The organism is Pseudoalteromonas sp. BZB3, assembly GCF_040104455.1.
Classification (GTDB): Bacteria; Pseudomonadota; Gammaproteobacteria; order Enterobacterales; family Alteromonadaceae; genus Pseudoalteromonas.
Genome location: NZ_JBECOS010000008.1, coordinates 500,066 through 523,244, shown reverse-complemented (window position 1 = coordinate 523,244; position 23,179 = coordinate 500,066). Strand labels below are relative to the sequence as shown.

Here is a 23,179-nt window from a genome sequence, read left to right as displayed (position 1 = left end):
TGACGTGATTATTTGAATGTAAGTCGATACCACAGTAAAGTGCCATAACAGTCTCCGGTCAGTCTTGGTTTCAGCACCTGTTAGCATAGCTAACGAAGGCCCCGGAGGCTGACTAGAGGATTATCAGGTCTTGCATTTTGCAACTGCTCTACTTACAAAACTTACAGGGTCAGGTCTTGCATTTTGCAACTGCTCTACTTACCGTTGAATAATGTACCCCAAACTCGGCTGCTATTTCAGCCATTGTATAATGACCATCTAAATAAGCACTTGCCATAGCTAACTTATCATCATCACGGTATTTATCCTTAAAAAAGCTGATTGGCTGTATGTTTATTTGCTTTTGCTTTTTAGGCACTTCGCTAAGCGTTATGTCAACGTCGTCTTCAAGCATAGCTTGGTGGCGTTCAACAAAGTCATCATCACCCATGAATACTTGGTTTTTAAGATTATGCCAAACAGCAACACCACGACCTTGAGCCACAAATTCCATATATTTTTTTATGGCTGTTTTTTTATTTTTTGTGAACATTAACAATAAAGCATCGGTCTCCAACCAATCAGGTGAAGCACGTTTACCTATAGTTTCATGATAACTACTCCACTGCCACTCCTCTGGAGAATCAACCATGCCCCTCGCCCGCACCGGGTTTAATACAATATAACGACTGAGTTCCAGTAAATAGTTGTCTTTATCAACCAAAATACTTTTATAACGACCTTGAAATAAGTGCCCTACACGACTGTGCTTGCGATTAAACTTTTGTGTATAAACACCATTTAGCTGCCGCATACCCTTTGATAAGTTGGCATCTGGTGTTTCGATTAATAGATGATAGTGATTATGCATCAAGCAATAGGCATGAATTACCCAATTAAATCTGTCGCATACCGACGCTAAAGTACCTATAAAGATTTCAAAGTCTTGCTCATCCCTGAAAATGGCTTTTCGCTCATTACCACGTGAAGTGACATGATAGAGTGCGCCTGAAAACTCCAAACGTAATGGTCTACTCATAACTTTTAAATAAACAAAAGAAAAGGTTAACTAAATATAGTTAACCTTTCTGAGATTGCACAATGCAAGACCTGACCCCGTTAGTTCATAATGCACAATGCAAGACCTGACCCCGTGGATTCCACCGACGCTAAAACATCCATAAAGATTGCAAAGTCTTGCTCATCTCTGAAAATGGCTTTTCGCTCATTACCACGTGAAGTGACATGATAAAGTGCACCTGAAAACTCCAAACGTAATGGTCTACTCATAACTTTTAAATAAACAAAAGAAAAGGTTAACCAAATATAGTTAACCTTTCTGAGATTGCACAATGCAAGACCTGACCCTGTTTTCCCTTTTTTACTGTTAATTTTCAAAGCCTTGCTCATCCCTGAAAACGGCTTTTCTCTCATTACCACGTGAAGTGACATGATAAAGAGCACCTGAAAACTCCAAACGTAATGGCCTACTCATAACTTTTAAATAAACAAAAAGAAAAGGTTAACTAAATATAGTTAACCTTTCTAATGTTGCACAATGCAAGACCTGACCCCGTTTACCTTGCTTAGTTAACCTTTCTAATGTTGCACAATGCAAGACCTGACCCCGTTTACCCGTTAGTTAATTTTAAGCTCTTTTATTTTTCCCATGCCAATTAATAATTTTCTAGCACTTGTAGACCCGCTTTTATAAGCTTTCATCAAATAAAAGTCCCTCTTTTCTTCATCATAAAGAGGTGATTTTTCAAAGCCATAATATGCAGAAAGCATATAATAATAATCACCTTCGTAACCACTGTAATCTATGGTCTCTAGCTCTTTAATAACTTCATTTGCTTCAATTTTGTTCTTTGCTTTTAAAACCTTATCAAGGGCTAGCTTGCCATACAAAATAGCTATTTGTGGTTTTCCTTGGTCTTTACCTAGTTTTAAATAATTTATTAATTTTACTTTATTATTATATTTCCCTTTTTTATATAAAACGAACAAGTTATTCATTGCAACAGTATCTCCACTTGAAGATGCAATCTCAAGGTAATGGATACCAAGCTTTACCTCTTCTTTATTTTCACTCTGCGATAAAAAGCTACCAAGTAAAAAGTGTATATCCCTATACTTTTCTTCCAATAGAGGTTGTAAAATAGCTATAGCTTTTTTTAAATCAATTTTGTTAGAGTAAAGTCCATAACCATAAATAACCCCCAACAAATATCTTGCTTGATTATCATCAATACTGTCATTCAATGTACCCAAAACATTTACTTTATCTAATCTTTGATAGCTATTTATATCATATTCAATATCATCTATTGTGATCGAGAAGGTTCTAAAAGATACGAAATAAAATAAAATAATTAAATACCTCATTGCATTTACCTATTTGACGGAAATTTAGACATATTATACATAGCTTCAGAAAAAGCTTTCATGCTTGTTTTGATATTTTGGTATAGAGAATATTCTATCTTAACTGCAACCTCGGCACCGTTAAGGACTATTCCAGCCTCGGCCCCTATAGCTCCACGGTCATTAACAAACCCTTTTGCACCTAAAGAATTCAATTGATTAAATTCGACTCCTAACCCCATTGCAACTTCGACTTCACCGGAGGTATCAACAGTTGCAGAAAGAGGTACTCTTTTTTGAAAAGATAGCTCATAGCCTACCTTATCCTCTTCAATTATATATTGTCTATACTTACCCTTTATCTCAAGAGACCTCTCAGCATTTTCATAATTATCTTCAAAGTATTTTTGAGGGCTCTTATTTTTTGTAAAAGAAAAGTTCTTAGCCTGATTAAACAAATATTGCATAGCTGCGGTATTCGCACCATTTGCAAATTTTCCGCCAGACAGTACTGAAGCAGTACCACCAATAACAGCTGAAATTACCGTGTTTTTCGCAAGCTCTGCTGCGCCATCAATATCAGCACCACCTGGTAAAAAAGCACCACCAGCAGCTTTAGTCACACCAGCACTAATAAAGCCATGCCCAAATTTACCACCCTGTACCGCTGCACTTACTCCTCCGACGAGAGCGTGCGCCGTTATTTGGCCAATAATCTGTGAGCTAGTTAGACGGAGGCCACCAAATTTAATTAGCGAATTGGGATCTATGATGCCATGCTTTAAGGCTAGCAAATTATCACTTCCAGCTGCGCTGTAATGCCCCCCTATTTGCTGAAACGCAAAAGTGGCTGCAGCTGATATATATGCTGACTTTAAAGCTCCAGAACTTGAAGCTCCCATAGATCTATTAAACTGATAAGTCCAGTATGCTGCACATGCCGGTGCAGCGCCTCCACATGCAAGTGAAGCAATATTACCTACAATACCAACAACCTCAGGGCCAAATACTTTAACTGCACCTCGAATTACATTTCGCTGCACTTTCTTAAGAATTGAAATACCTATATAACCACTCGGATCTGTATGGCTCAGAGGATTATTCCAAACATAAGAATACCGATTATATGACTGCGAGTTAGATGGAGACTGAATAAACGGATCTGCCTGTAAAAACCTCCCCAGCTTGGCATCATAAATACGGCCACCCATATGAATAATACCCAAGTCACTGAGCTCTTTGTGGCCTGTATAGCCTTTACTTTCGGCTGGGCTTTGTTGCTGAAGTAAAGTACTTAAGTTGCCTGAAGTATGGAATCGGTTTTGCTGACCCCAAGCATCATAGTTTATGTGTTGTACAACTACACCACTGGCATTGGTGATAGAGGTTGTTGAGCCTAAGTGGTCTTTATGCAAATACAAAGTATCATGTTTACCGTTTGAACGGTCTGTTACAACGGTATTACCCACATAATATTTATGCTCCGTAACTCCATCACTGCCTTTCACACGCTCATATAAGCCTTTAACGTAGAGTGTGTCGGTTATGCCATCACTACGATGGTCAACACGGCGATACAAATTACGGCCGTGGTCGTAACTCATATCAGTTGCAATGCTACCTTTTGTTATGCGACTTGGTTTGTCATAAGACGTGTAAGTAAAGGTACGGCTACCATCGTTAAGTACATTGCCGCGGTTATCATATTTCGAGAAGTTATAAACCGTTGTGCCTGTACCATTTGCGCCAGTTGTCACTTTTAACACACGATTTTTTATGCTGTTGTGGTAGGTGTAATAACCAGCCCCTGCTTTATATGTAAAATTACCTAACGCATCGTAATTGTAATTTTTATAAATGCCTGAAGTGGTGCTACAAGCCGTTGTGCCTGTTTTGGTACGACTCCAATCAAGACGGTTTAAGTTATCATAGCCAAACGTTTCACAATAATCGTGTGCGCTGCCTCCATAACCAAAATTATGCTTACGTTCTTCTAGATTGCCTAACGCATCAAACTTAAAGTTTTGATTATGTAAAACACTGCTGCCTTTGGTTAAAGACATGGCTTCTATATAACCTGTTTGCGCATTGTGACCTTTGGTTTGTTTTACACCATTAGCATATCGCACATCAGTTACATTACCACGCGCATCGGTTGCTTTAACCTCTTGATAGATTTTGCCGAAGTCACGGTGGCCTTGTGTCACATTTTTTAATGTCGTTGGCATACCTAAGCTGTTATAGCCATGCTCAACCGTAAAGCCATTCGCCGGATATTGAGTGTACTTAACACGGTTAAATTCGTCATACATGACATGTGTATGAAATGCTTCACCGTCTATCGTCGTTGTTGTGCTAGCTAGTTGATGGTTATGACCATACGTATATTGCTCTTGGTAGTTCGGGTTGCTTGGCCAATTCGAAGCACTACAGGTATTTTTGCTTTGTCCGCTGCCTTTTTTATAAGCAACACGACTTAATTTGCCTTGTAGCTCTGTGTCGTACTCCCAACATGTTAGTCCATCCACATCTAAACGAGCTATTTTACGACCTAATTCGTCGTAACGCAGTTCAACAATTTGGTTGCTGCTATTGGTCTGTGAAACTAGCTCGCCAAAACCATTGTAGGCATATGTCCAATCGCCTTTATCAAGGTCTGTCATGCTCTCTTTGCGACCATAATCATCATAGGTCAGCGTTGATTGGGTGTGACTATAAGTACTGCCTGTATAAACTTTCGAGTTCAGTAGATTATTATTAGCATCATAGACATAAGTTAATTTAGTGAGAACGGCATCGTTGCTAGCTAAATTTTCAACGGCTGTTTTGTGACCCGCAAAGTTATTGGTCACGCGAAGTTTATTACCTTTCGCGTCAGTGGTAATGGTTTGTAAACCATCGTACTCACGCGTTACGGTTGAACCGTCTGGCTTAGTTTCTTTTTTAACACGGCCAATACGGTCATACTCAAAACTTGTTTTATTACCTGAAACACTATTTTTGTTAGGTTCGCTCACCCACTCTGCTCGACCCTGAGCATCATAAAATTTGGCAACCACTTGCCAACTGCCATCCATCAGACGCTTTTTAGTTTGCAGCTCTCTGCCCCATGCATCTAGATATGTATGACTTTCTGGCACACCTGAAGCGGCTGAAATCACCCTTTGATAAGCCCCACTGACACCACAGGTTACTGAGCTACATGGGCTAGTAAACGTTTGAGAAACCAGCGTCGGCGACTGAGACCCTGTATTTGACACTGTTTTATAAGCAACGCCAAAGCCATTTAAGTATTTTTTAACGTTACTGCCAACCTCATTGTGAGTCTCGATTGCTAAAACGCGACCTGTTGGCGATGTAGTGAAGTTGCCGTTAGAGCCAGTTGTGAGGTATTTATTGGTAGTAACAAACTCTTTTGCGTTAGTTGTATAAATAACATAACGGCCACGAGTGTCATATTCCAAACTTGATTTACGTGTATCTCTCACTGTGCCAGAAGAGTCATTTACCACAAGTGTACTTTCGACTTTATTACCCCAGTCATCATAGGTGTGGGTAGTCTTACCTAAAGCGGTTGTTTCGCTTTCAAGCAACTTATTACCATTATAAGTAAAACTTGCTATTTGAGTGCTACTGTCAGTTACATCGGTTGTTTTATATGACTTTGTAACTGTTGCTAACGAGAGTCGGCCCATACGCTTGTCGATAGCAGTCGTGCCGTAGCTGTTACTTGTATTAACCTTAGAGTAGTGAAGTGAGCTTGTCGCCCCCTCCGATAAATTATCTACAACAACATTACTCTCAGTTACGTTGCCATAAGTATCCTGCTCTTGTGTTGTTATTGTTCTTGAGACTAATTTGCTAGATGATAAGTCTTTGTTTAGCGCGTAGCTAAAGTCGGTCGATTTTGATAGATAAACTTGCTGACCACCGTTAATTGTCTCTTTCGTATTGTATTCGTTTGTCGATTTACTTAATAAGATTGAATCACTACCCACACCCAGTGTTTTAATCGTCGACTTTGGCATACCTATAAAAGGCGCGGCCTGATTGTACATGGTTGTTGTTGTGACACAATTATCGAAATCAGTAAGCGTTAACTCGCCCCAATCAATATTACCTGTGTCATCATCATCTTCATCATTTAGAGAAGGTGCGAACTGAACTGTTTTGTCTTTACATGTCTGTAAATCAAGTGTTCTGAGTAATTCGAATCCTAAATTACCATAACCCTTTTTATGCATCAGTAGGCCACCATACTGATATATAACCGATGCATACTCGCTAGTCGTTATATTTGCACTGGTCTTTATGTTCGTCTTTGAAAGTACGCCAGAAACAACAAATAATCCAGTTTTGGCCGCAACGTAGTCATTGTTAGTTGTACCATCATCATTAAACCTTAAACTTGAATCACTTAGTATATTAACTGCAGCTCTATTTAGTGGAATGTTATCTTCAGTAACGTTAATACTGTCGTAGTTAATGTGATTAGTTACACCATGACCATTATCAGATTCATAAATAACGTGCATTAACTCATCTTTATGAGTGCTGTACCTAACTTCCCAACTTGTAAAACTGTCATTGCTTTGTAGCCAATCTAACTGCCCGTCAGCATTAATGTCTGCAAACTGTGTAGCTGTGTCTTTTGAAAAAGCAAAACTACCTCGGTTCTCAAATAATACTTTTTCTGGCGCGCCTAAAATAGGTCGAGAAAAATAAGTTGCTCTATGTGTGCCAGCATTATTACTGATCAGTAAGTCAGTTCTACCGTCAGCAGAGACATCCATAAAGTAGCTTGATTCTTCTTGCTCTTCTTTAAAAGTAATATCACTTATCGTGGAGTTTGAATTGACATATTGTGCAACTTGTGGTTCTAACAATTCTCGGCCACTACTCAAGCGATATTTAATTTTTTCACCACTTCGCCAAACAATATCGCTTAATCCATCTCCATTTAAGTCGACTACCTTAGGATTAGAAAAATCAATATAATTGAATTTTTGAGTATATTCGCTCCAATTCGCGCCTGAATATAAATACCACGCAAAATGTGGCCCCTCTGGCCAACAGTTCGGCTCTGAAGTTGTTTTGAGATCACCTGATTCTTGTATCGCAGCATCTCTATTCACATCATCATTAGAGTCTGTAGGATGGCATCGCTTGACAGTCGTTTTTCTGGCAATTAATAAGTCTGTAATACCATCGCCGTTAAAATCTAGTACAAGTGAATTAACTGCTCCAGCTGTGTTTTTGTATAAACTGTTACTACTAGTTAATGAAGTTGTTATTTCTATCGTTTCTTCATCATTATATCGCTCAACTTGATGCTCTGGTACTGTCACAAACTTTTTTGCTAACTCAAAATTACTCCCAGTATTTTCATAGACAAATAGTTCATTATTTAAGGTATATACAATGTCTTGCAGTGCATCGCCGTTGATATCCATTATCTGGGTGCGGGACTCAGCGCCAATGGCTTTTATCCCTAAGTCATTAACATTCATTGAAGTCGTGTATGTATAACAACTGTCAGGTCGACGTGCATACGCATTACCGCTGTTACAGTTTTGTACTTCTCGAGTGATTTTCTTGTGTGTGATAATGTGCCAATTCTGGCCCTCTTCCTTAGCGGCAAGTAAATCCAATTGACCATCGCCGTTATAGTCAATCACTTTGACTGTTTTTAACGCTTCCTCTGAAGTAAAAGGTCTGGAATTATCGATTGTTACAGCTGTTGATAAATTAGGTCCGTACTTAACCTTCCATTCTCCATCTGGATATAGAATGTCAGTATAACCATCGCCATTAAAGTCAATCAGTACGCTTGAACCTAAGTTTTCTGCGGAAATATACTTACTTGAGCTGGATTTGAAAGGCGTAAATGGATCATTTTCAACTTGTTCAAAACACTCATAAAACTCTGGATGAAAACTTTCGCCATCTGTAACTAAACCACCTTCATTTGGGCCTTTAGGGCAGACAGTCTTTATTTCAGATGTAATCGGATCTGGTTTTTGCCATTTAAATGAAAGCGGAGCATTACAAATTTCATCAGGAGATGAAATGCTTTTGGAGTAGTCTAGGGTACACTCTCTTAATTCTTCAAGGTATGTTTTTTCATCAAGAAAGTCACTTTCAAAGTAAGATGGAGTATATTGTCTATACATTTTACCATCTATCTCAACGGTAATATCTTTGATTAATTGTGTTCGTTGTATTGGAGAACCAGCACTCCAGCCAAGAAACTTCTTTCTATCATTTTTATAATTGAAAATTACACTGGCAAAGGGCCTTTGGTTATTAGAACCAGTATAATCAATACTGGTTAGGTATGACTCACCATTACTGACATCAAAAGTGCTGTAGTTATAAACGAAGTAGCTACCCATAACATCTTCAACGGCTTTTATTAACCAAGTATGAGCCAGGTTTGAAGATACGACGCTTGTTAAGTAAGCATCAGTATTTCCTGTAGTTTCGCCTTGTTTGTATTTTTTAAAGGTATTACGTAGCGTTGCTCGGCTTTTTGTCTTTAGTAATGGAGTCTTATTTGAAAGTATGCCAACATCACCAAAATAATGTATTTCTCCCGCTTTGTTTTCGACTGTAAAAGCCTTTAATTCTGAGTCAGAATAATAAGGGGTGATAACAGAAAAGCTATCTATTGCCGTATGATAAGTGGCAGTCTCACTCCAGTAGTCTGAGTTAGAAACACCGACATCTGTACCGACGCTTGAAGTTGAGCTATTAAGCAATAACCTTTGCCCATTAAAACATAACCTATCATTCTTTGTAAGCGATACACCTCCCTGTACTCCATCGTATACGGGCGTCTTGCCACATCTTGATATTGCAGACCCCGCATTTAAACTCCATCCATGGCCTAAATGACCGCTGCCAGCTTGAGAGCTATAAAACAAGCTTACTTGCGGCTGTACACCGCCTGAGCCATTAGGGATACTGATAGGCACAGTGTAAGTAGCAGCACCACTCTCTGATACCCTAAATTGAAGCTGGGTCGTACCAATATATTCATTAGTAGAGTCAGATACTGAAGGTGTTCTGATGCCGCTTACCGAGTTATAAGTAAATTGATTTGAACTACCAAACTCTGAACAGGCTAAATTTCCTTTTTCAAATGCAGCAACATCACAACCAACACCCGTCATGCAAGCTGAAACTCGAAATTTATACGAACCTTTTGTCACGCCAGGGCTAGCTACCAAGGTATTACCTTGTGCTTTGGCTGTTTCAGCTGTTGTACATTGCAATGGACCTAATGCGCCAGTTTGACTGTCTATAAGTTGGTAGTAATAAGCAGAGGTAGCACCTATATCTCCCAACAATATTTTCATATTATCGCCAGTTGTATAAACATTAGTGCCATTTACCTCCACTTTAGGTACTGGAATAATGCTCGTAATGTCACCATTTGAAATTGGCACCCATGCTGATGAAGCAAGGGCTTGCTGGCTAGCAAATAAATATGACAATAAAAGAAGCTTGTTATTTTTAGAAAAGCGCATTAGCAGGATAGTCCGTATCTTGTAATTAGAAGTTTACAGAAATTTTGATTATTTTATTGAAAAACATGGCGTTAGTACAAGTTATTTTTTATTGCAAAACTCAAACCTTGTAAACTTTAGTTAAAATAATTATCGCTGCAGACCGGGCGGGGGGAACTTCGTTAGAACGCGATAAAACCATTAAATTCATAGCCTTACGAGTAAAGTGTTTTGTTTGCGTAACTTGAAAACATTGAAAGAGGCTTAACTATGGAAGCCTCTTTGTTAATAAAAACAGGCTATTAACCTAACTTAAGCCTGAATTATATATTTATATTATTCCCTTTTAATTAATAAGTAACCTTTTCAAATTCAATAATGTTGCCAGTCGTCTTTAGAAATATGAATGTCTGTCTCAGACCAATATATTTCCCTGCATAAAAAGCGGTTAAAGCCTTAGGTTTATAATCTTAATCATTTGGGAGCTGTACCCTACAAGCTGTATTTTTCAACATGATCGTAATTTTTACCCCATTTTACTTGAACCGTTATATTTACCGTTCAAGTAGTATCAGTATTAACTAGCAGACAGTTAGAAAGTAAAACTACTACTAAATTGATTATTTCTGGAATAAATAAAGCTTCAACTGCTATAGCATCAAAAGGTACATTACAATTTAGTTTTAGCGAACAAAGTCATATTCAGGTAATATTGATGTCTAGCTTGCGTTATTGACTAACCAAACCAGCCTTCTTTTTTAAAGGCATGTTCTAAAGCTTTCGGCAATTTTAAAGAGCACGCAATCGTCAACAACTCTTATGTCAGTTATTTGACCAGTGAATGTATGCTCTTTTTGGTTTACATTGATAGAAGCTGAAAATAGCAGCCCTTATAGTATAAAAAAGCTTTTCATTTTATAATCCTACTTTTAGTTTGCTTGTCAGCTTTTTCCAGAAAATATCTGTCGATCTTAAATCCTCAAAATCGATGACACCCAGTTCTATATTAATAATTTCGGTTTGCTTATTCGTTTGCACTTCAATATATATAGTTGTATTAACAAAATTATCGTTTGTTTCAAGAGCTGTAAAATCTATCTTTTTAATACTGATATGCTTTGCACGAACAAATAACTGTTCTAGTAAACTGGCTGTTCGTTGAAAATACTTTCCTTGGTATTCAGTTATTTTACTATCAAATTCTTTACTTATACCCTTATCGATTGCAATACCCAAAGCTAAACCTGTAGCACCAAGTGCACCAACTAAAATAGGACCAGCGTTTGTTCCTCTTCCAATATATGATGACTTAGGTATGTTGTAGTTGATTACTGTCGCATTTTGTAAACTTGTACAACCTAGATTCATAAGCAGGATTAACGAGGTAAATATAGAGTACAATGAATACTTTTTTACTACTTTAAGTGAACTCATTTGAAAGTGTCTTTATGCTTAAAAAGCAATCTATAATAAACAACTAGATAAGAACTGAGTAACTAACTTTAGTCTCTAATCTAACTGAATATATTGATTAACAAGACCGTAGTTATTTGTGTCTTGGCAATAACTGATGGTTATTTGTTGCTGCGATGCTTTAGCTGTTAACAACATGGCGTAGACACTTTGAAGTGATTCACTGTGCCCTTTGAGCTCGCACCCTGCTTTCAAACCGCTACCTACACGAACATAAAACCATTTTGTTACACCTTCTGGCATAGAGTCTAACTTAAAGTAAATATTATCAGGAACTGCATATCTTAATTGCGTAACTTTTCCTGAAGCTTGATCAGCGAAAGACTGGTTAACAAAAAATATAGCGAATATTAGAACTAAAACTTTAAACATACTTTTCCTTAATTTGATGGTTATTAGCAAAAACAAAGATGTTTTTTAAAAGCCAACACCCTTGCAATATAGTCCACTGTAATATAACAGCTTTTTAAAAAAACCACACCCACATAACAACAATAGTGATAAACAAAAAACGAATTTTTTTATTCAGAACCTAAAATAAAATAAAACTAGACATACCTTACTTATTTCATTCATATCAGACCTTGGTAATAAGTCAGTTATTTAATGACAAAGCTAACTTAAATCAACTTTTCTGTGCCCTGTTACGTGTTAAAGTTATAAAAAATGTTTGGTAAGGAACAGTAGATGAGTGTTAAGCGGATCAGCCAATTTTTTAATCCTAAGTCAGTTGCAGTCATTGGTGCGTCAAATAATGCTGGTCGTGCAGGCTTTGTGGTTATGCGCAACTTACTTCAAGGTGGCTTTAAAGGGCCGATCATGCCGGTTTCTCCAAAGCATAAAGCGGTGCATGGTGTGCTTGCCTACAGCAACATTAAAGCGCTGCCGCAAACACCTGATCTTGCTGTTATCTGTACCAACAAAAATACCTTAGAGCAGATCATCATCGAACTCGGTGAACTAGGCTGTCAACATGCGATTATTATTGCCTCGGGTGCAAACCAAGCGCAAAAGACTTCCCTCAAACAAATCGCAAAAGAAGCGGGCGTCACCCTACTTGGACCCAACTGTTTAGGCCTACTCATTCCTCACTTAGGTTTAAATGCCAGCTTTTCTCATACCGTGGCAGAACCCGGTAAATTGGCGTTTATTTCACAATCGGCTGCAGTGTGCTCGACCATTTTAGATTGGGCGCAGAATAAGCGTATTGGCTTTTCATACTTTATTTCTGTCGGCGATTGTATTGATATCGACTTTGACGAGTTATTGGACTTTTTAGGCCGAGATGCCAAAACTCGTGCGATATTACTGTATATCGATAACATTGATGACGTTCGCCGTTTTATTTCAGCCGCGCGAGCCGCTGCATTTAGTAAACCTGTGTTGGTAATTAAAACAGGTCGCACCCGCGCTGGCGCAGAAGCAGCATATATTCATACTGGCGGTCAAAGCAGTGACGACGCGGTGTACGATGCCATGTTCCAACGTGCAGGTATGTTAAGGGTAAATGATTTACGTGAGCTCTTTGCTGCCACTCAGACCTTGGCGCTTCACCCTAAACTGTTACAAGTAGAACAGTTGACCATTCTCACCAATGGCGGCGGCCCGGGCATTATGGCCGTTGATACACTTTTACAAGGATCAGGAAAACTGGCGGAGCTGAGTGACCAAACTCGTGAAGCATTAAATAAAGTCATTCCTCAGGCTGAGAAAATCTATAACCCCGTCGATTTATTTGGTGACTCATCACCAAAACGCTACCAACAAGCGCTAGAAATATTGCTTAAAGCGCCTGAGGTGAAAAACTTACTGATTATCCACACGCCTTCAGCGCTTGCACCGAGTGAAGAATACGCAGAGATCATTGCCAACGCCTTAGAAAAAATTCCAAAAATGGCTCGCCCTTATGTCATGACCGTCTTTATGGGTGAATACGCGGCTTATGAAGCACGCTATGTGTGTGCCGAACATTCAATTCCGACCTACCGCACACCCGAAGGCGCTGTTGGCGCATTTATGCACTTAGTAAGCTATCGCCGTAACCAAAAGCATTTAACGCAAACGCCGGAGTCGATCAGTAGCGATCTATTAATCAATAGCCAAACGGCAAAGCATGAAATTGCAGAGTTTATAGCTGAAGGCCATACCCACTTATCAACTCACCTTGCCCGAAAAGTTTTATCACACTATTCAATAGAATGTATTCAAACTGAAATTGCGCTCACACCAAGCGAAGCAAAAGAACAAGCTGAACGACTTGGTTTTCCTGTGGCGTTAAAGCTTATCAGTCCGTCTATTCCTTCAAAGTCTGAAGTGGGTGGCGTGGTACTGAATTTAAATGATGGCAATGAAGTCGAGCAAAATGCCTTTGCTATCTTGCTACGTATTAAAGAAGCCTACCCGGATGCCATTATTGAAGGTTTTTCATTGCAGCGTATGGCGCCAAGAGCGGGCGCACAAGAGCTGCGTATTGCCATCAAAACCGAGCCTGGCTTTGGCCCTGTCATATTATTAGGTGAAGCAGGTACCGGTCTTGAGTTCTCTCAAGCAGCGGTGGCCCTCCCTCCACTTAATATGAACTTGGCAAAATATTTAATCGCTGCAGCGCAAGACAAAGGCGTGCTCAAAGAGCGCACCCTACCCGATAAAGTTGATAAATATCGTCTTTGCGCCCTGCTGACGCGTATTTCACAATTATTGGTTGATCAACCCGATATTTATAATTTAGAGCTAAACCCTGTGCTTGCCAGTGAAGGGCAATTTTTAGTGCTCGACGCCGCGATTCAGCTTCGCCCATATCAGGCCAAAGCCAATCGTAAACGCTTAGCCATTAAACCTTACCCGAAAGAGTGGGAGCAAAAGGTGACCTTAAAAGACGGCCAAGAAGCTACTTTAAGGCCAATTCGCCCTGAAGATGAGCGCGCCCATCAAGAGTTTGACCAGTCGCTAACTAAAGAAGACAGATACAAACGCTTCTTTGGTGAACTGCCTGAGTTCAATCATGAGCAATTAGCTAAAATGACACAGATTGATTACGACCGAGAAATGGCGTTTATTGTCTCTGCCCCGCACAAAAGCGCTTATCGCACGCTGGGAGTATCTCGGGTATTAATGGACCCAGATAATCTTTCTGCGGAATTTGCAGTTGTCGTTCGCTCAGGAAGCCAAGGCCTAGGACTTGGTAAACTGCTTATGAATGCAGCCATAGATTATTGCCGAAGCCAAGGTGTGGGTATTGTTGAGGGGATAACTTTACCTGAAAATACTGGCATGATTGAGCTTTCTAAGCGATTAGGCTTTAAAGTAACTCGTGACTTTGAAGAGGGAACCATTAATATGGTTTTGAAGTTAGATGAAGCACAACAATAAATTATGCTAACAACCAGACAAAAGGCCGCAAGCTTACTTGAAAGTAGTGGCCGACATCAAAAAGCAGGTCACATACTCGATGTATTTTTGATCTTCTTAATTATGGTCAATGTGATCGCCATTGTTTTAGAGTCTGTGGCCTCACTCGCCCAAACTTATCACACAGTTTTTCTTGTTATAGAGATTGGCTCTGTCGCCATATTTACTATAGAGTACTTAGCAAGGTTATGGTCTTGTGTCGATAAAATCGAATACAAACAAGTAAAAGATTCAAATCTTAAAAAGCGTTTTAAATATGCACTGACGCCGCTTGCGATAATTGATTTACTGGCCATCGCGCCAACCATTCTGATGATGTTCTTTAGCTTTGACCTGCGTTTCTTGCGTGTTGTTCGACTACTGAGAATATTCAAACTCACCCGTTACTCTAAAGCCATGCAGTTATTACTGGCGGCTTTTAAAGAAGAAGCCAGCAGTTTAATGGCGGCCTTTTTTATTATGTCTGTGGTGCTGATCATGGCGTCATGCGGTATTTATCTTATTGAGCACGATGTTCAACCCGATAAGTTTGGCTCTATACCTGATGCTATGTGGTGGGCAATGGCTACCCTAACCACAGTTGGTTACGGTGATGTGGTGCCAATTACACCAGTGGGACGCTTTTTTGGGGGGGTCATTACCATGTTAAGTATGGGCATGGTCGCCATACCAACCGGTTTATTGGCATCGAGTTTTGCAGAGCAATTACGCAAGCGCCGCGAAGTCTTTCATGAAGCGGTGTTACACAGTTTAATAGACGGTCATGTTGACGAAGAAGAACGCGCGCATCTTGAGGCTCTGAGAGTCGAATTAGGCTTAAGCGCAGCAGAAGCTAATCAAGCAATTAAAGTTATGACCAATAAACGCGTGCATAGCCAATATTGCAGACACTGTGGCCACAAGCTTTAAGGCCACAGCAATATACAATCAAAAGAATCTCTATTTTTAGATAAACTGCTTTCGGGCTTAAACCTTTACCTCTGAAGAAGCCTCTGGTGTAAACACATACCAGGCTTTATCTAGCATGTTTGCCACATAATCACCTGTAACGGCATCGCCATAAATTGGGCCTTGGAAAATATCACAGCCTATTTCTCTGAGTTTATTAATCTGCCCAGCGTTCAATACACCTTCTGCGATACAACGCTTTTCAAGTAAGTTTGCAACGCTAATAACGGCGTGAGCAATCACCGCTTGATCGCCATTCTTTTGATTGATAAGCGCAGGCGCTATCTTGAAAGCATCGACTGGCAGGCTTTGTATTGAGGCCAATGATGCAAACTCAGAACCAAAGCCATTAATGTGAATTTGGCAACCAATCGACTTGAGTTGGGTCATCAAATTTAGGGTTTGCTCTGAATTCACCACTGTCTGTGCTTCAGTGATCTCAATCACCACGTGTTCAGCGCCAATATTACAGCGCGAGATAACATTCGCAATGCGACTTAACAGGTCACTTTGCACCAAATCTGCAGCCGTTAAGTTAACTGCTAAATAAAGATTCGGGTGATGTAAGTGCCATTGTTTTAACTCGATAAGGCCAGCACTCAAGGCATGTAATAAAAGTCGATGACTGGCACCAATTTGCTTGGCCACATCATTCACATAGTCTTGAGAGTAATCATCTAATGATGGCCATTTTAATGAAACTTCGAGCCCCTCTACTTGCCGAGTTTGGTAATTCAAGATTGGCTGATACTGATTTATGAAGTTTCCTTCTTTCAGAGAAGCCATTAAGCTTTGCTCGATCGCAAAAATTCGCTCTGCACGGGTTTGCATGGCTCGCGTAAAGAATTGATAGTCTCTACTTTTCTCATCCATTGCATGATTAAGTGCCATACGCGCCTTTTGACATAGCTCTTCAGCGTTATCCGCATCTTCTGGGTAACTCGCGACACCAATGAACGGCATAAGCTGAATGTTATGACCATCAATTAATTGTGCATGCTCAAATTGATTCTTTATTTTTGTGATGCATTGGGTTGCCTCAGCAGGCTCAGTTAATCGCTCCAACAACACCATAAACTCACGACCATTCGCAAATGCGATATTCACTTGTTGTCCAAGACTGAGTGTCAATTGTTTCGCAATATGTTTGATAAGGCTTTCAAAGAACGACTTACCATAAATATCATAGAAATGCTTGAGCCTGTCGACTCGTATCGCCATCACAGCTAGGCTCTGATTAATCTCTTTTTGACTAATTGCATGCTCAACCCAATCAATAAAACGGGCTTTGCCTGCAAGTTGTGTAACTGTATTGATACTTTCAAGTTGCTGCAAAGAGCGTTCTGACTCCTTTTGGGCACTAATGTCTGTCAACCCAACCACATAATTGCTCAGCTCACCATTACCATCAGATACTGCAGTCACTTTAATAAGCACATGACACTGCTTACCATTGGCAAGACCAACTCGCTCTTCGCCAACAAAATATTCTGACACTTTTAACTGACTTATTTTACGCAGATAATGCATTCGCGTTGCAATTGGCAGACCTAAGTTTAACGCAGAACTAGATTTGGGTTCTTCAACGATATTAAATGCTTGCTGTAAGGCTGCATTACAGGCTTTGATACGCAACTGCTTGTCGAGAATAAACACCCAATCTCTGGCTTGCTCGAAGGCAGCACCAAACAACCTTGCCCGCTCAGCGAACATCTTTTCTCTGGTTAAGTTAGTATAGGTTCCCGTTACACGCTCTGGCACATCATTGGTCCAAGCCATTACTTTGCCCGAGTCTTTATACCAACGCCAATGCCCCTCTTTGTGCTGCAGACGGTAAGTACAATTAAAATAGCCTTTATTGGTGGTCACAAATTCTAGCCATTCAAGTCTGAAAAGATTACGCTCGAATGGGTGAATTTTTTGCAAATACTCGTCTAACGTCACTGCATCATTATTGTAACCAAGCTCAGCAGTGAGCCTAGGCTGATAGATTAAGTGGTGGTCTAATTGCCAATCCCAGACCCCTGAGTCACTACTTTCAAGTGCGAGCTTTAAACGCATTTCACTATTTTGCGTCTCTTTATGTGCCGCCAGTAAAATTTGCTCAATACGTTGCTTTCGGCGTAACCATAAAGCAAATAAAACGCTGATAATAAACACATAGCTTGCAATTGCCAAAGGCGAGCGCCAAATAGGATAATTCACTTTGATGCCGAGCGAAGCCGGCGGTGTATAATCTCCGTTAAGTGGATCTTTCGCCCACACTTTCAACTGGTAGCTACCCGGATTTAACTTTGGAAATACAACCCGGTTATTACCTCTAGTTAGAATTCTTTGTCCACCTGAAATTTGGTATTCATAGACGATGCGATCTTGGTATATAAAGCTCATTGCGGAGAAAGACACTTCAAGGCCAATGTCATCATGGGCTAATTCAATTTCCTCAAAGACTTTTAAGCCACTATGCGTCAACTTTCTAGACATGAGTTCTACTGAGGTAATATTCACTCTGTCTAACAAGTTTTTCTTGGGCCTATTGACCTTTGGATCAAACATGGTGAAACCTTTCACCGAGCCATAGGCTATATTGCCGTTTGCTAACTTTAACGCAGCACCACCATTAAATTCATTACTGAGTAAACCATCTCCTGTGGTAAATTGCTGCAAGTGAAGGTTATCAGGGTCTAAACGCCAAATCCCTTTGTGAGAAGACATCCAGATCATGCCTTCATCATCTTCTTGCATCCCGTACATCAAGGTGCCAAGGTTATTTTCTTCTAAATCTATTGTGTGCACTCTTTCAGAGCTTTGCGGGTCAAGGCCGATTAACCCGTAATTCGAAAGTGACAGCCACAGAATATTGTTTTTATCTATCATGTAAGACTGCACAATAATGGGGATATCTTGGTGTGCGTCAGGTACAGCATAAATAACATGTAACTTATTGAAAATAGGGTCAAAGCGGTACAAAGTCCCGCCAGTAAAAAACAGCGGATGCGTTGGGTGGCTTGGTAAAGGCTTTAAAAATGAAAAAGATAAAAACGGGTCAAACTGCTCAAATTCCCCTTCTAGTTTGTGCAGCTTTTTATCATTGATACTGTACTTAAAAAAGCCATGCTCTGCATGAATAAAGTACACAAATCCATCTTCAGATACATAAACGCCATAAAGCCTATCTTGCAAAATTTTGGTTTCTTCTTCGTCACGCCCTGTTAGTTGTGTTGCTTCGTCTTTTACCGGATCATAAACAAAGAAACCGCGATTCGTTTCTAGCCATAACTTATCTTCATACAAGTGAAGTGTATATATTGAAAACTCAGGATAAACATCTTCACCTAAATACCCTTTTAAAAATATCTGTGTTTCATTTTTTTTAGGGTCATAACGGGTGAGGCCGTCGTTTGTTGCAGCCCAAATATAGCCACCCAGCTCAACCATTCGCCATACAGTATTATGTGAAAACCCTGAGCCTTGGGTATTCAAACTGCTGACATTTTTAAAGCGGTCAACTTGCTCCGAAAGATAAAACGCGCCATCACTTTTCGTCGCTAGCCATAAGCCATCGTGATTATCTCGCACTATTTCCATAATGCTGCTATCTGCAAGGGTAAACTCACTGTTTAGCAGTCTTTGATCGCGAACTCTTTGCCCTGTTTCAGGCCAAAAATGTATTAACCCCTTATCTGTAGCTAGGAGCAAATGATCGTCTTGAGGCTCGATATCCCATACATTAATATCAGCAAACAATGTTTTGTATTGCCAATCAAATGACCCGCTTGCAAATTTTTGTTGAAGGTCGCTAATATCTATTTCATATAACCCTTTCACCGCCCCCAACAATAAGGTGTTGCTATCTTTCAGATAAAGTCGCTTAGTATTGGACTGATATTCATGTGTCACTTCGTCAATATATTTTATTTTCTGAAGTTGTTTTGAAGAGTGCTGGAATACAAACGCACCATCTGTGGTCGCAATAAAGAGAAAATCGCCATAATTAAGCAACGCCCTTACAAAAGTGCGCTGCTCTAGTACAGGCAACGGGATCTGATCAACAATTTCCCCCGTATCAACCTGCATTAAAGCCACATTATCAAAACGACCTAACCAAACATGGTTGTCATCTTTTTCTAAAATTTGGTTTATTGAAAAGTTGACATATTCTTCTTCCGTTTTTGGGGCTGGAAAGTAATTTCTATAACTGTCCGATTTCACATCGTAGCTGAAAAAGCCTGCATTTTGCGTCGCTATCCAAACCCTTTCTTGAGAGTCTTGATAGATTCGATTTAGAACAACTTCTTCAAGTACCCCTTCAGGCCCTGACACATTGAGTACTCGATAGCCATCGTATCGATTTAAGCCAGCTTCTGTCGAAAGCCATAAAAAGCCTTGGCTATCAAGTAACAAGGTATTCACGTAACTTTGTGATAACCCTTCTGCAGGAGATAAGCGGCTAACACTCGCATTTACGACAATGCTGAATATCAGTGATATCCAAAGAATGACAATGCTTATTAGCCTCATGTTATCTCCTTCCTTAATAGCCGCTAGGGCTGATACTTCATGGCGATGATATTGCGGCCCTGCTGTCGATAAGCGTTGAACATACACGCTAACTCGTCTGGTAAGGCTTCGACACAGGTAAATTGAACAGCGCGGTAAAACGCTTCTAAATGAGCGTAAGCAAAGGTAAATATAGGCTGAGTCTGCTGAGATAACACCTCAAGTATGATTTGTTTTGCAATACCTTGACCGCGATACGCCTCAGCCACAAACAAAGTCGAAAGAAACAACGCGCCCGCTCTATTTTGAATACGACAGGCCGCAATAATAACTGGGCTCTTAACTACCCATACTGCATCTTGCTTGTTTGCACGACCGCGCACATTATGAGCTTGATAAAACTTATTCACCAAAGGGGTGGCGATTTGCTCTAAGCGCTCAACCTTCATGGAGGTTAACCTGCCAGCATCATGCTGAGGTAGTATTCAAACTTTTGCTTTAAGATTTGCTGTTCCGAAAGTGGGCGATTATTGATAGTATCGTAAATCGTTTCACGAGAATTCTTGCCACGTTTGATTTGATAAGCCCAAAATGAGGCTTCGTAATCGAGTTGAATTTGGTATTTTTCTTGTCTAGGCAGGTTGCACAAGTTGTAACTCATAACGGTTTCACTAAGTTTAATACATAATAATCCAGACTGCGTACCATACTATTTTTAGCTATAGTTCGCTATATTTTACAAAACAGTGAATTAAGATATTTAAGAAATGAATTTGTTTTTGGTACAAAGAAGTATATTTTTGCTGTTACTCTTTTCATCATTTATTCAAGCTAGTACAAATAAACTTACTTTTAATCGCCCTGCTGATACTGCGCAATCAAGATATGTTGTGGAGCTGATATCACTCGCCTATAAAGAGATAGGGATTGAAGTAGAGCTAATAGACTTTAACCGAGACAGTGCGCTTGTAGCCGCTAATGAAGGGGTGTTAGACGGACAATTAGCTAAAATATCAGGCTTAAGTAACATCTATCAGAATCTATTACGTCTTGATACACCATTATTAGATTTTAAACTCAATTTAATCAGCTTTTGTGACGACTGTACTTTGTCTGATATGCCTTCATTGGTTATTCATTCGACTTATCCTGCAGCAGCCAAGTATCTTGAGTCTAACACATATAAGGGTCAGCTTTATAAAGTGAAAAGTGTTTCGACACTATTGAATTTATTGATGCAAAAACAAGTGTCTGCAGCGCTTGTCATCGGTTTTTATTTAGACCCTTATATGCAAAAACTGCAAAACTCTGGCATCAAGCTCACAACCCTAGACTCACAGTATGTATACCACTACATCCATAAGAAGCATCAGCACCTAGTATCTGCACTATCAGCAACGCTGCTACAGTTTGAACAATCAGGTAAAATGCGCGAATTAAAGGGTAAGCATAATTTATAAACAAAAATGAGCTTAGAAATCAAACGGAGTTTGCTGGTCGCTTTTATCATCAGATGATTTTTTCTTACTGGCTAGATAGCGTTTATAGCGTTGTTGGCACAAGGCTATCACTTTTCTTTTTTGTTGATCGGTCAATGTATTCCAAGCAAAACGCTCCTCTCTACTGCGATAACAACCTTTACAGTAGCCACGATTATTGACCTGGCAGATCCCCTTACATGGACTGGGGATCTCAAAAATCTCGATTTGTTCCATCAACAAAAGTTAAAAATGTATGGTATTTAATCTATTTTTAGATTTTTTAACCCTCTGTTGTCAACAATATAAATTGAAAAATCAGAGCTCGAGCTTTAAGCATGTAATAAAAAAGGGAGCTCAAATGCTCCCTTCCGTCAATCAAATAACGTTTAGACAAATTCGCCTTTGCGCTTTAAAGGCTCTGCGTACATAGCCAAAATCTGTTGGTGTAATTCGCTTGGAATAGTCTCAAGTCGAGTTTGAAACTCACTCTTAAGTTCTGCTGACACCGTTTCTTCTTGACCACCTGCAATGTAATTTGTTGAGTGTAAGTAATACTGGCTGATAATTTGTTTATCAATACTTGCTGCCAGGGCTTCCGGTGTATCACACTCTTCTGTAATTGGCGTACCAAACGAAACATGCACATGGCCTTTATCTGAACGCATACCTTCAATGATACTTTCTATGTCTTCACCTTCAGCTTTTACATACTCGCCATGGGCTTTTTTATGCACCAGCTCTTTGGCCTTAGCAACGGCACAAGGCTCGTATTGATAAGAGATCGACACAGGAACGATTTTTAACTGCTTTACATAGTCTTCAAAAGACAGCTTCAAACGACGACCTTGCAGTTGCAGCATTTTTAAAAGCGCAGGATCAGTTTGATCTACGCCATCTTTGGCTCGGCCTTCTTTTTGTGCAATCCAAATTGAATTACCCGTATCTAAAGAGTCGTAGATGTAAGCAGAAAGCTGGCTCAATGCTTTAAGCATTTCTTTTGGGGCTTTCACTGAGCGCTTAACGATAAAACTCTTGTTCAAGCGCATGAGCTCGTTGATATACGGTACTTGAAGTAAGTTATCACCAATCGCAATACGCACAGTTTGCATATTATGAGAATGTAAACCCCAGTTCATGATGGCTGGATCTAAAGCAATATCACGGTGGTTTGAGATAAATAAATACGGCGTTGACTTATCAAGCTTTTCTAAGCCAGAGAAAGTTACTTTACTGGTGGTACGCTTGATTAAGAGTTCTAGGTAACCCGCTACTTCTTGTTGAACTTGCTCAACGGTTGCGATATTGCCCCACTTCTTTCGTAGCTGACTACGCACTAAAGGTCTTGCAATGAAAGGCCATTTATTTAACCAACTCGGCGCATTATGCTTAGCAATTACATCAATAAAGTCATTGTCTTCTAGAAGACGAGACAGCGCGGCTGGGACTTCTTCATCATTGTAAGGTCTTATATCTGCGTATTTATCCACAAAACTACTCATTGTTACTGGGTAA

Annotated in this window: 14 protein-coding genes; 3 read left to right on the top strand and 11 right to left on the bottom strand. The window is 39.8% G+C overall.

Annotated elements, in window-relative coordinates; translation table 11 throughout:
• Positions 1 to 169: 169 nt before the first annotated feature.
• The 6 genes from ABMY35_RS08165 to ABMY35_RS08140 all read right to left on the bottom strand — a co-directional run bounded on the left by ABMY35_RS08165 (position 170) and on the right by ABMY35_RS08140 (position 11,702).
• Positions 170 to 1,018: a transposase gene (locus ABMY35_RS08165; RefSeq protein ID WP_349285737.1), complete on the bottom strand. Its 849-nt coding sequence runs from the start codon at positions 1,016 to 1,018 to the stop codon at positions 170 to 172.
• A gap of 80 nt (positions 1,019 to 1,098) precedes the next feature.
• Positions 1,099 to 1,269, bottom strand: a complete 171-nt coding sequence (locus ABMY35_RS08160; protein ID WP_349285736.1) for a hypothetical protein — start codon at positions 1,267 to 1,269, stop codon at positions 1,099 to 1,101.
• A gap of 348 nt (positions 1,270 to 1,617) precedes the next feature.
• Positions 1,618 to 2,367, bottom strand: a complete 750-nt coding sequence (locus ABMY35_RS08155; RefSeq protein ID WP_349285735.1) for a hypothetical protein — start codon at positions 2,365 to 2,367, stop codon at positions 1,618 to 1,620.
• Between the two features lie 5 nt (positions 2,368 to 2,372).
• The gene (locus ABMY35_RS08150; RefSeq protein WP_349285734.1) at positions 2,373 to 9,878 is read right to left on the bottom strand and encodes an RHS repeat-associated core domain-containing protein; all 7,506 of its coding nucleotides are present in this window, start codon (positions 9,876 to 9,878) and stop codon (positions 2,373 to 2,375) included.
• Positions 9,879 to 10,772: 894 nt separating this feature from the next.
• On the bottom strand, positions 10,773 to 11,291 hold the full coding sequence (locus ABMY35_RS08145; protein WP_349285733.1) for a hypothetical protein: 519 nt from the start codon (positions 11,289 to 11,291) through the stop codon (positions 10,773 to 10,775).
• Between the two features lie 75 nt (positions 11,292 to 11,366).
• Positions 11,367 to 11,702, bottom strand: a complete 336-nt coding sequence (locus ABMY35_RS08140; protein ID WP_349285732.1) for a hypothetical protein — start codon at positions 11,700 to 11,702, stop codon at positions 11,367 to 11,369.
• 315 nt (positions 11,703 to 12,017) lie between these two features.
• On the opposite strand from ABMY35_RS08140, the gene ABMY35_RS08135 reads away from it, so the two are divergent.
• Together ABMY35_RS08135 and ABMY35_RS08130 are read left to right on the top strand one after the other, a co-directional pair.
• Positions 12,018 to 14,699: a bifunctional acetate--CoA ligase family protein/GNAT family N-acetyltransferase gene (locus tag ABMY35_RS08135; RefSeq protein ID WP_349285731.1), complete on the top strand. Its 2,682-nt coding sequence runs from the start codon at positions 12,018 to 12,020 to the stop codon at positions 14,697 to 14,699.
• Positions 14,700 to 14,702: 3 nt separating this feature from the next.
• Positions 14,703 to 15,647, top strand: coding sequence for an ion transporter (locus ABMY35_RS08130; protein ID WP_349285730.1), 945 nt, complete (start codon positions 14,703 to 14,705; stop codon positions 15,645 to 15,647).
• Between the two features lie 57 nt (positions 15,648 to 15,704).
• Here the strand turns inward: ABMY35_RS08130 and ABMY35_RS08125 are convergent, their stop codons facing one another.
• Genes ABMY35_RS08125 through ABMY35_RS08115 form a run of 3 tightly spaced genes read right to left on the bottom strand, consistent with a single transcriptional unit; the run spans position 15,705 to position 20,847 of the window.
• Positions 15,705 to 20,207 carry an EAL domain-containing protein gene (locus ABMY35_RS08125; RefSeq protein WP_349285729.1) on the bottom strand — a complete coding sequence of 1,501 codons (4,503 nt, stop codon included), beginning with the start codon at positions 20,205 to 20,207 and terminating at the stop codon, positions 15,705 to 15,707.
• Positions 20,208 to 20,230: 23 nt separating this feature from the next.
• Positions 20,231 to 20,635 carry a GNAT family N-acetyltransferase gene (locus ABMY35_RS08120; protein WP_349285728.1) on the bottom strand — a complete coding sequence of 135 codons (405 nt, stop codon included), beginning with the start codon at positions 20,633 to 20,635 and terminating at the stop codon, positions 20,231 to 20,233.
• 5 nt (positions 20,636 to 20,640) lie between these two features.
• Positions 20,641 to 20,847 carry a DUF3283 family protein gene (locus ABMY35_RS08115; RefSeq protein ID WP_058030613.1) on the bottom strand — a complete coding sequence of 69 codons (207 nt, stop codon included), beginning with the start codon at positions 20,845 to 20,847 and terminating at the stop codon, positions 20,641 to 20,643.
• 139 nt (positions 20,848 to 20,986) lie between these two features.
• On the opposite strand from ABMY35_RS08115, the gene ABMY35_RS08110 reads away from it, so the two are divergent.
• The gene (locus tag ABMY35_RS08110; RefSeq protein ID WP_349285727.1) at positions 20,987 to 21,646 is read left to right on the top strand and encodes a hypothetical protein; all 660 of its coding nucleotides are present in this window, start codon (positions 20,987 to 20,989) and stop codon (positions 21,644 to 21,646) included.
• Between the two features lie 12 nt (positions 21,647 to 21,658).
• On the opposite strand, the gene ABMY35_RS08105 is transcribed toward ABMY35_RS08110, so the two are convergent.
• Positions 21,659 to 21,901, bottom strand: coding sequence for a DUF1289 domain-containing protein (locus tag ABMY35_RS08105; RefSeq protein WP_349285726.1), 243 nt, complete (start codon positions 21,899 to 21,901; stop codon positions 21,659 to 21,661).
• Between the two features lie 152 nt (positions 21,902 to 22,053).
• Positions 22,054 to 23,166, bottom strand: a complete 1,113-nt coding sequence (locus ABMY35_RS08100) for a 1-acyl-sn-glycerol-3-phosphate acyltransferase (RefSeq protein ID WP_171040906.1) — start codon at positions 23,164 to 23,166, stop codon at positions 22,054 to 22,056.
• Between the last annotated feature and the right edge of the window lie 13 nt (positions 23,167 to 23,179).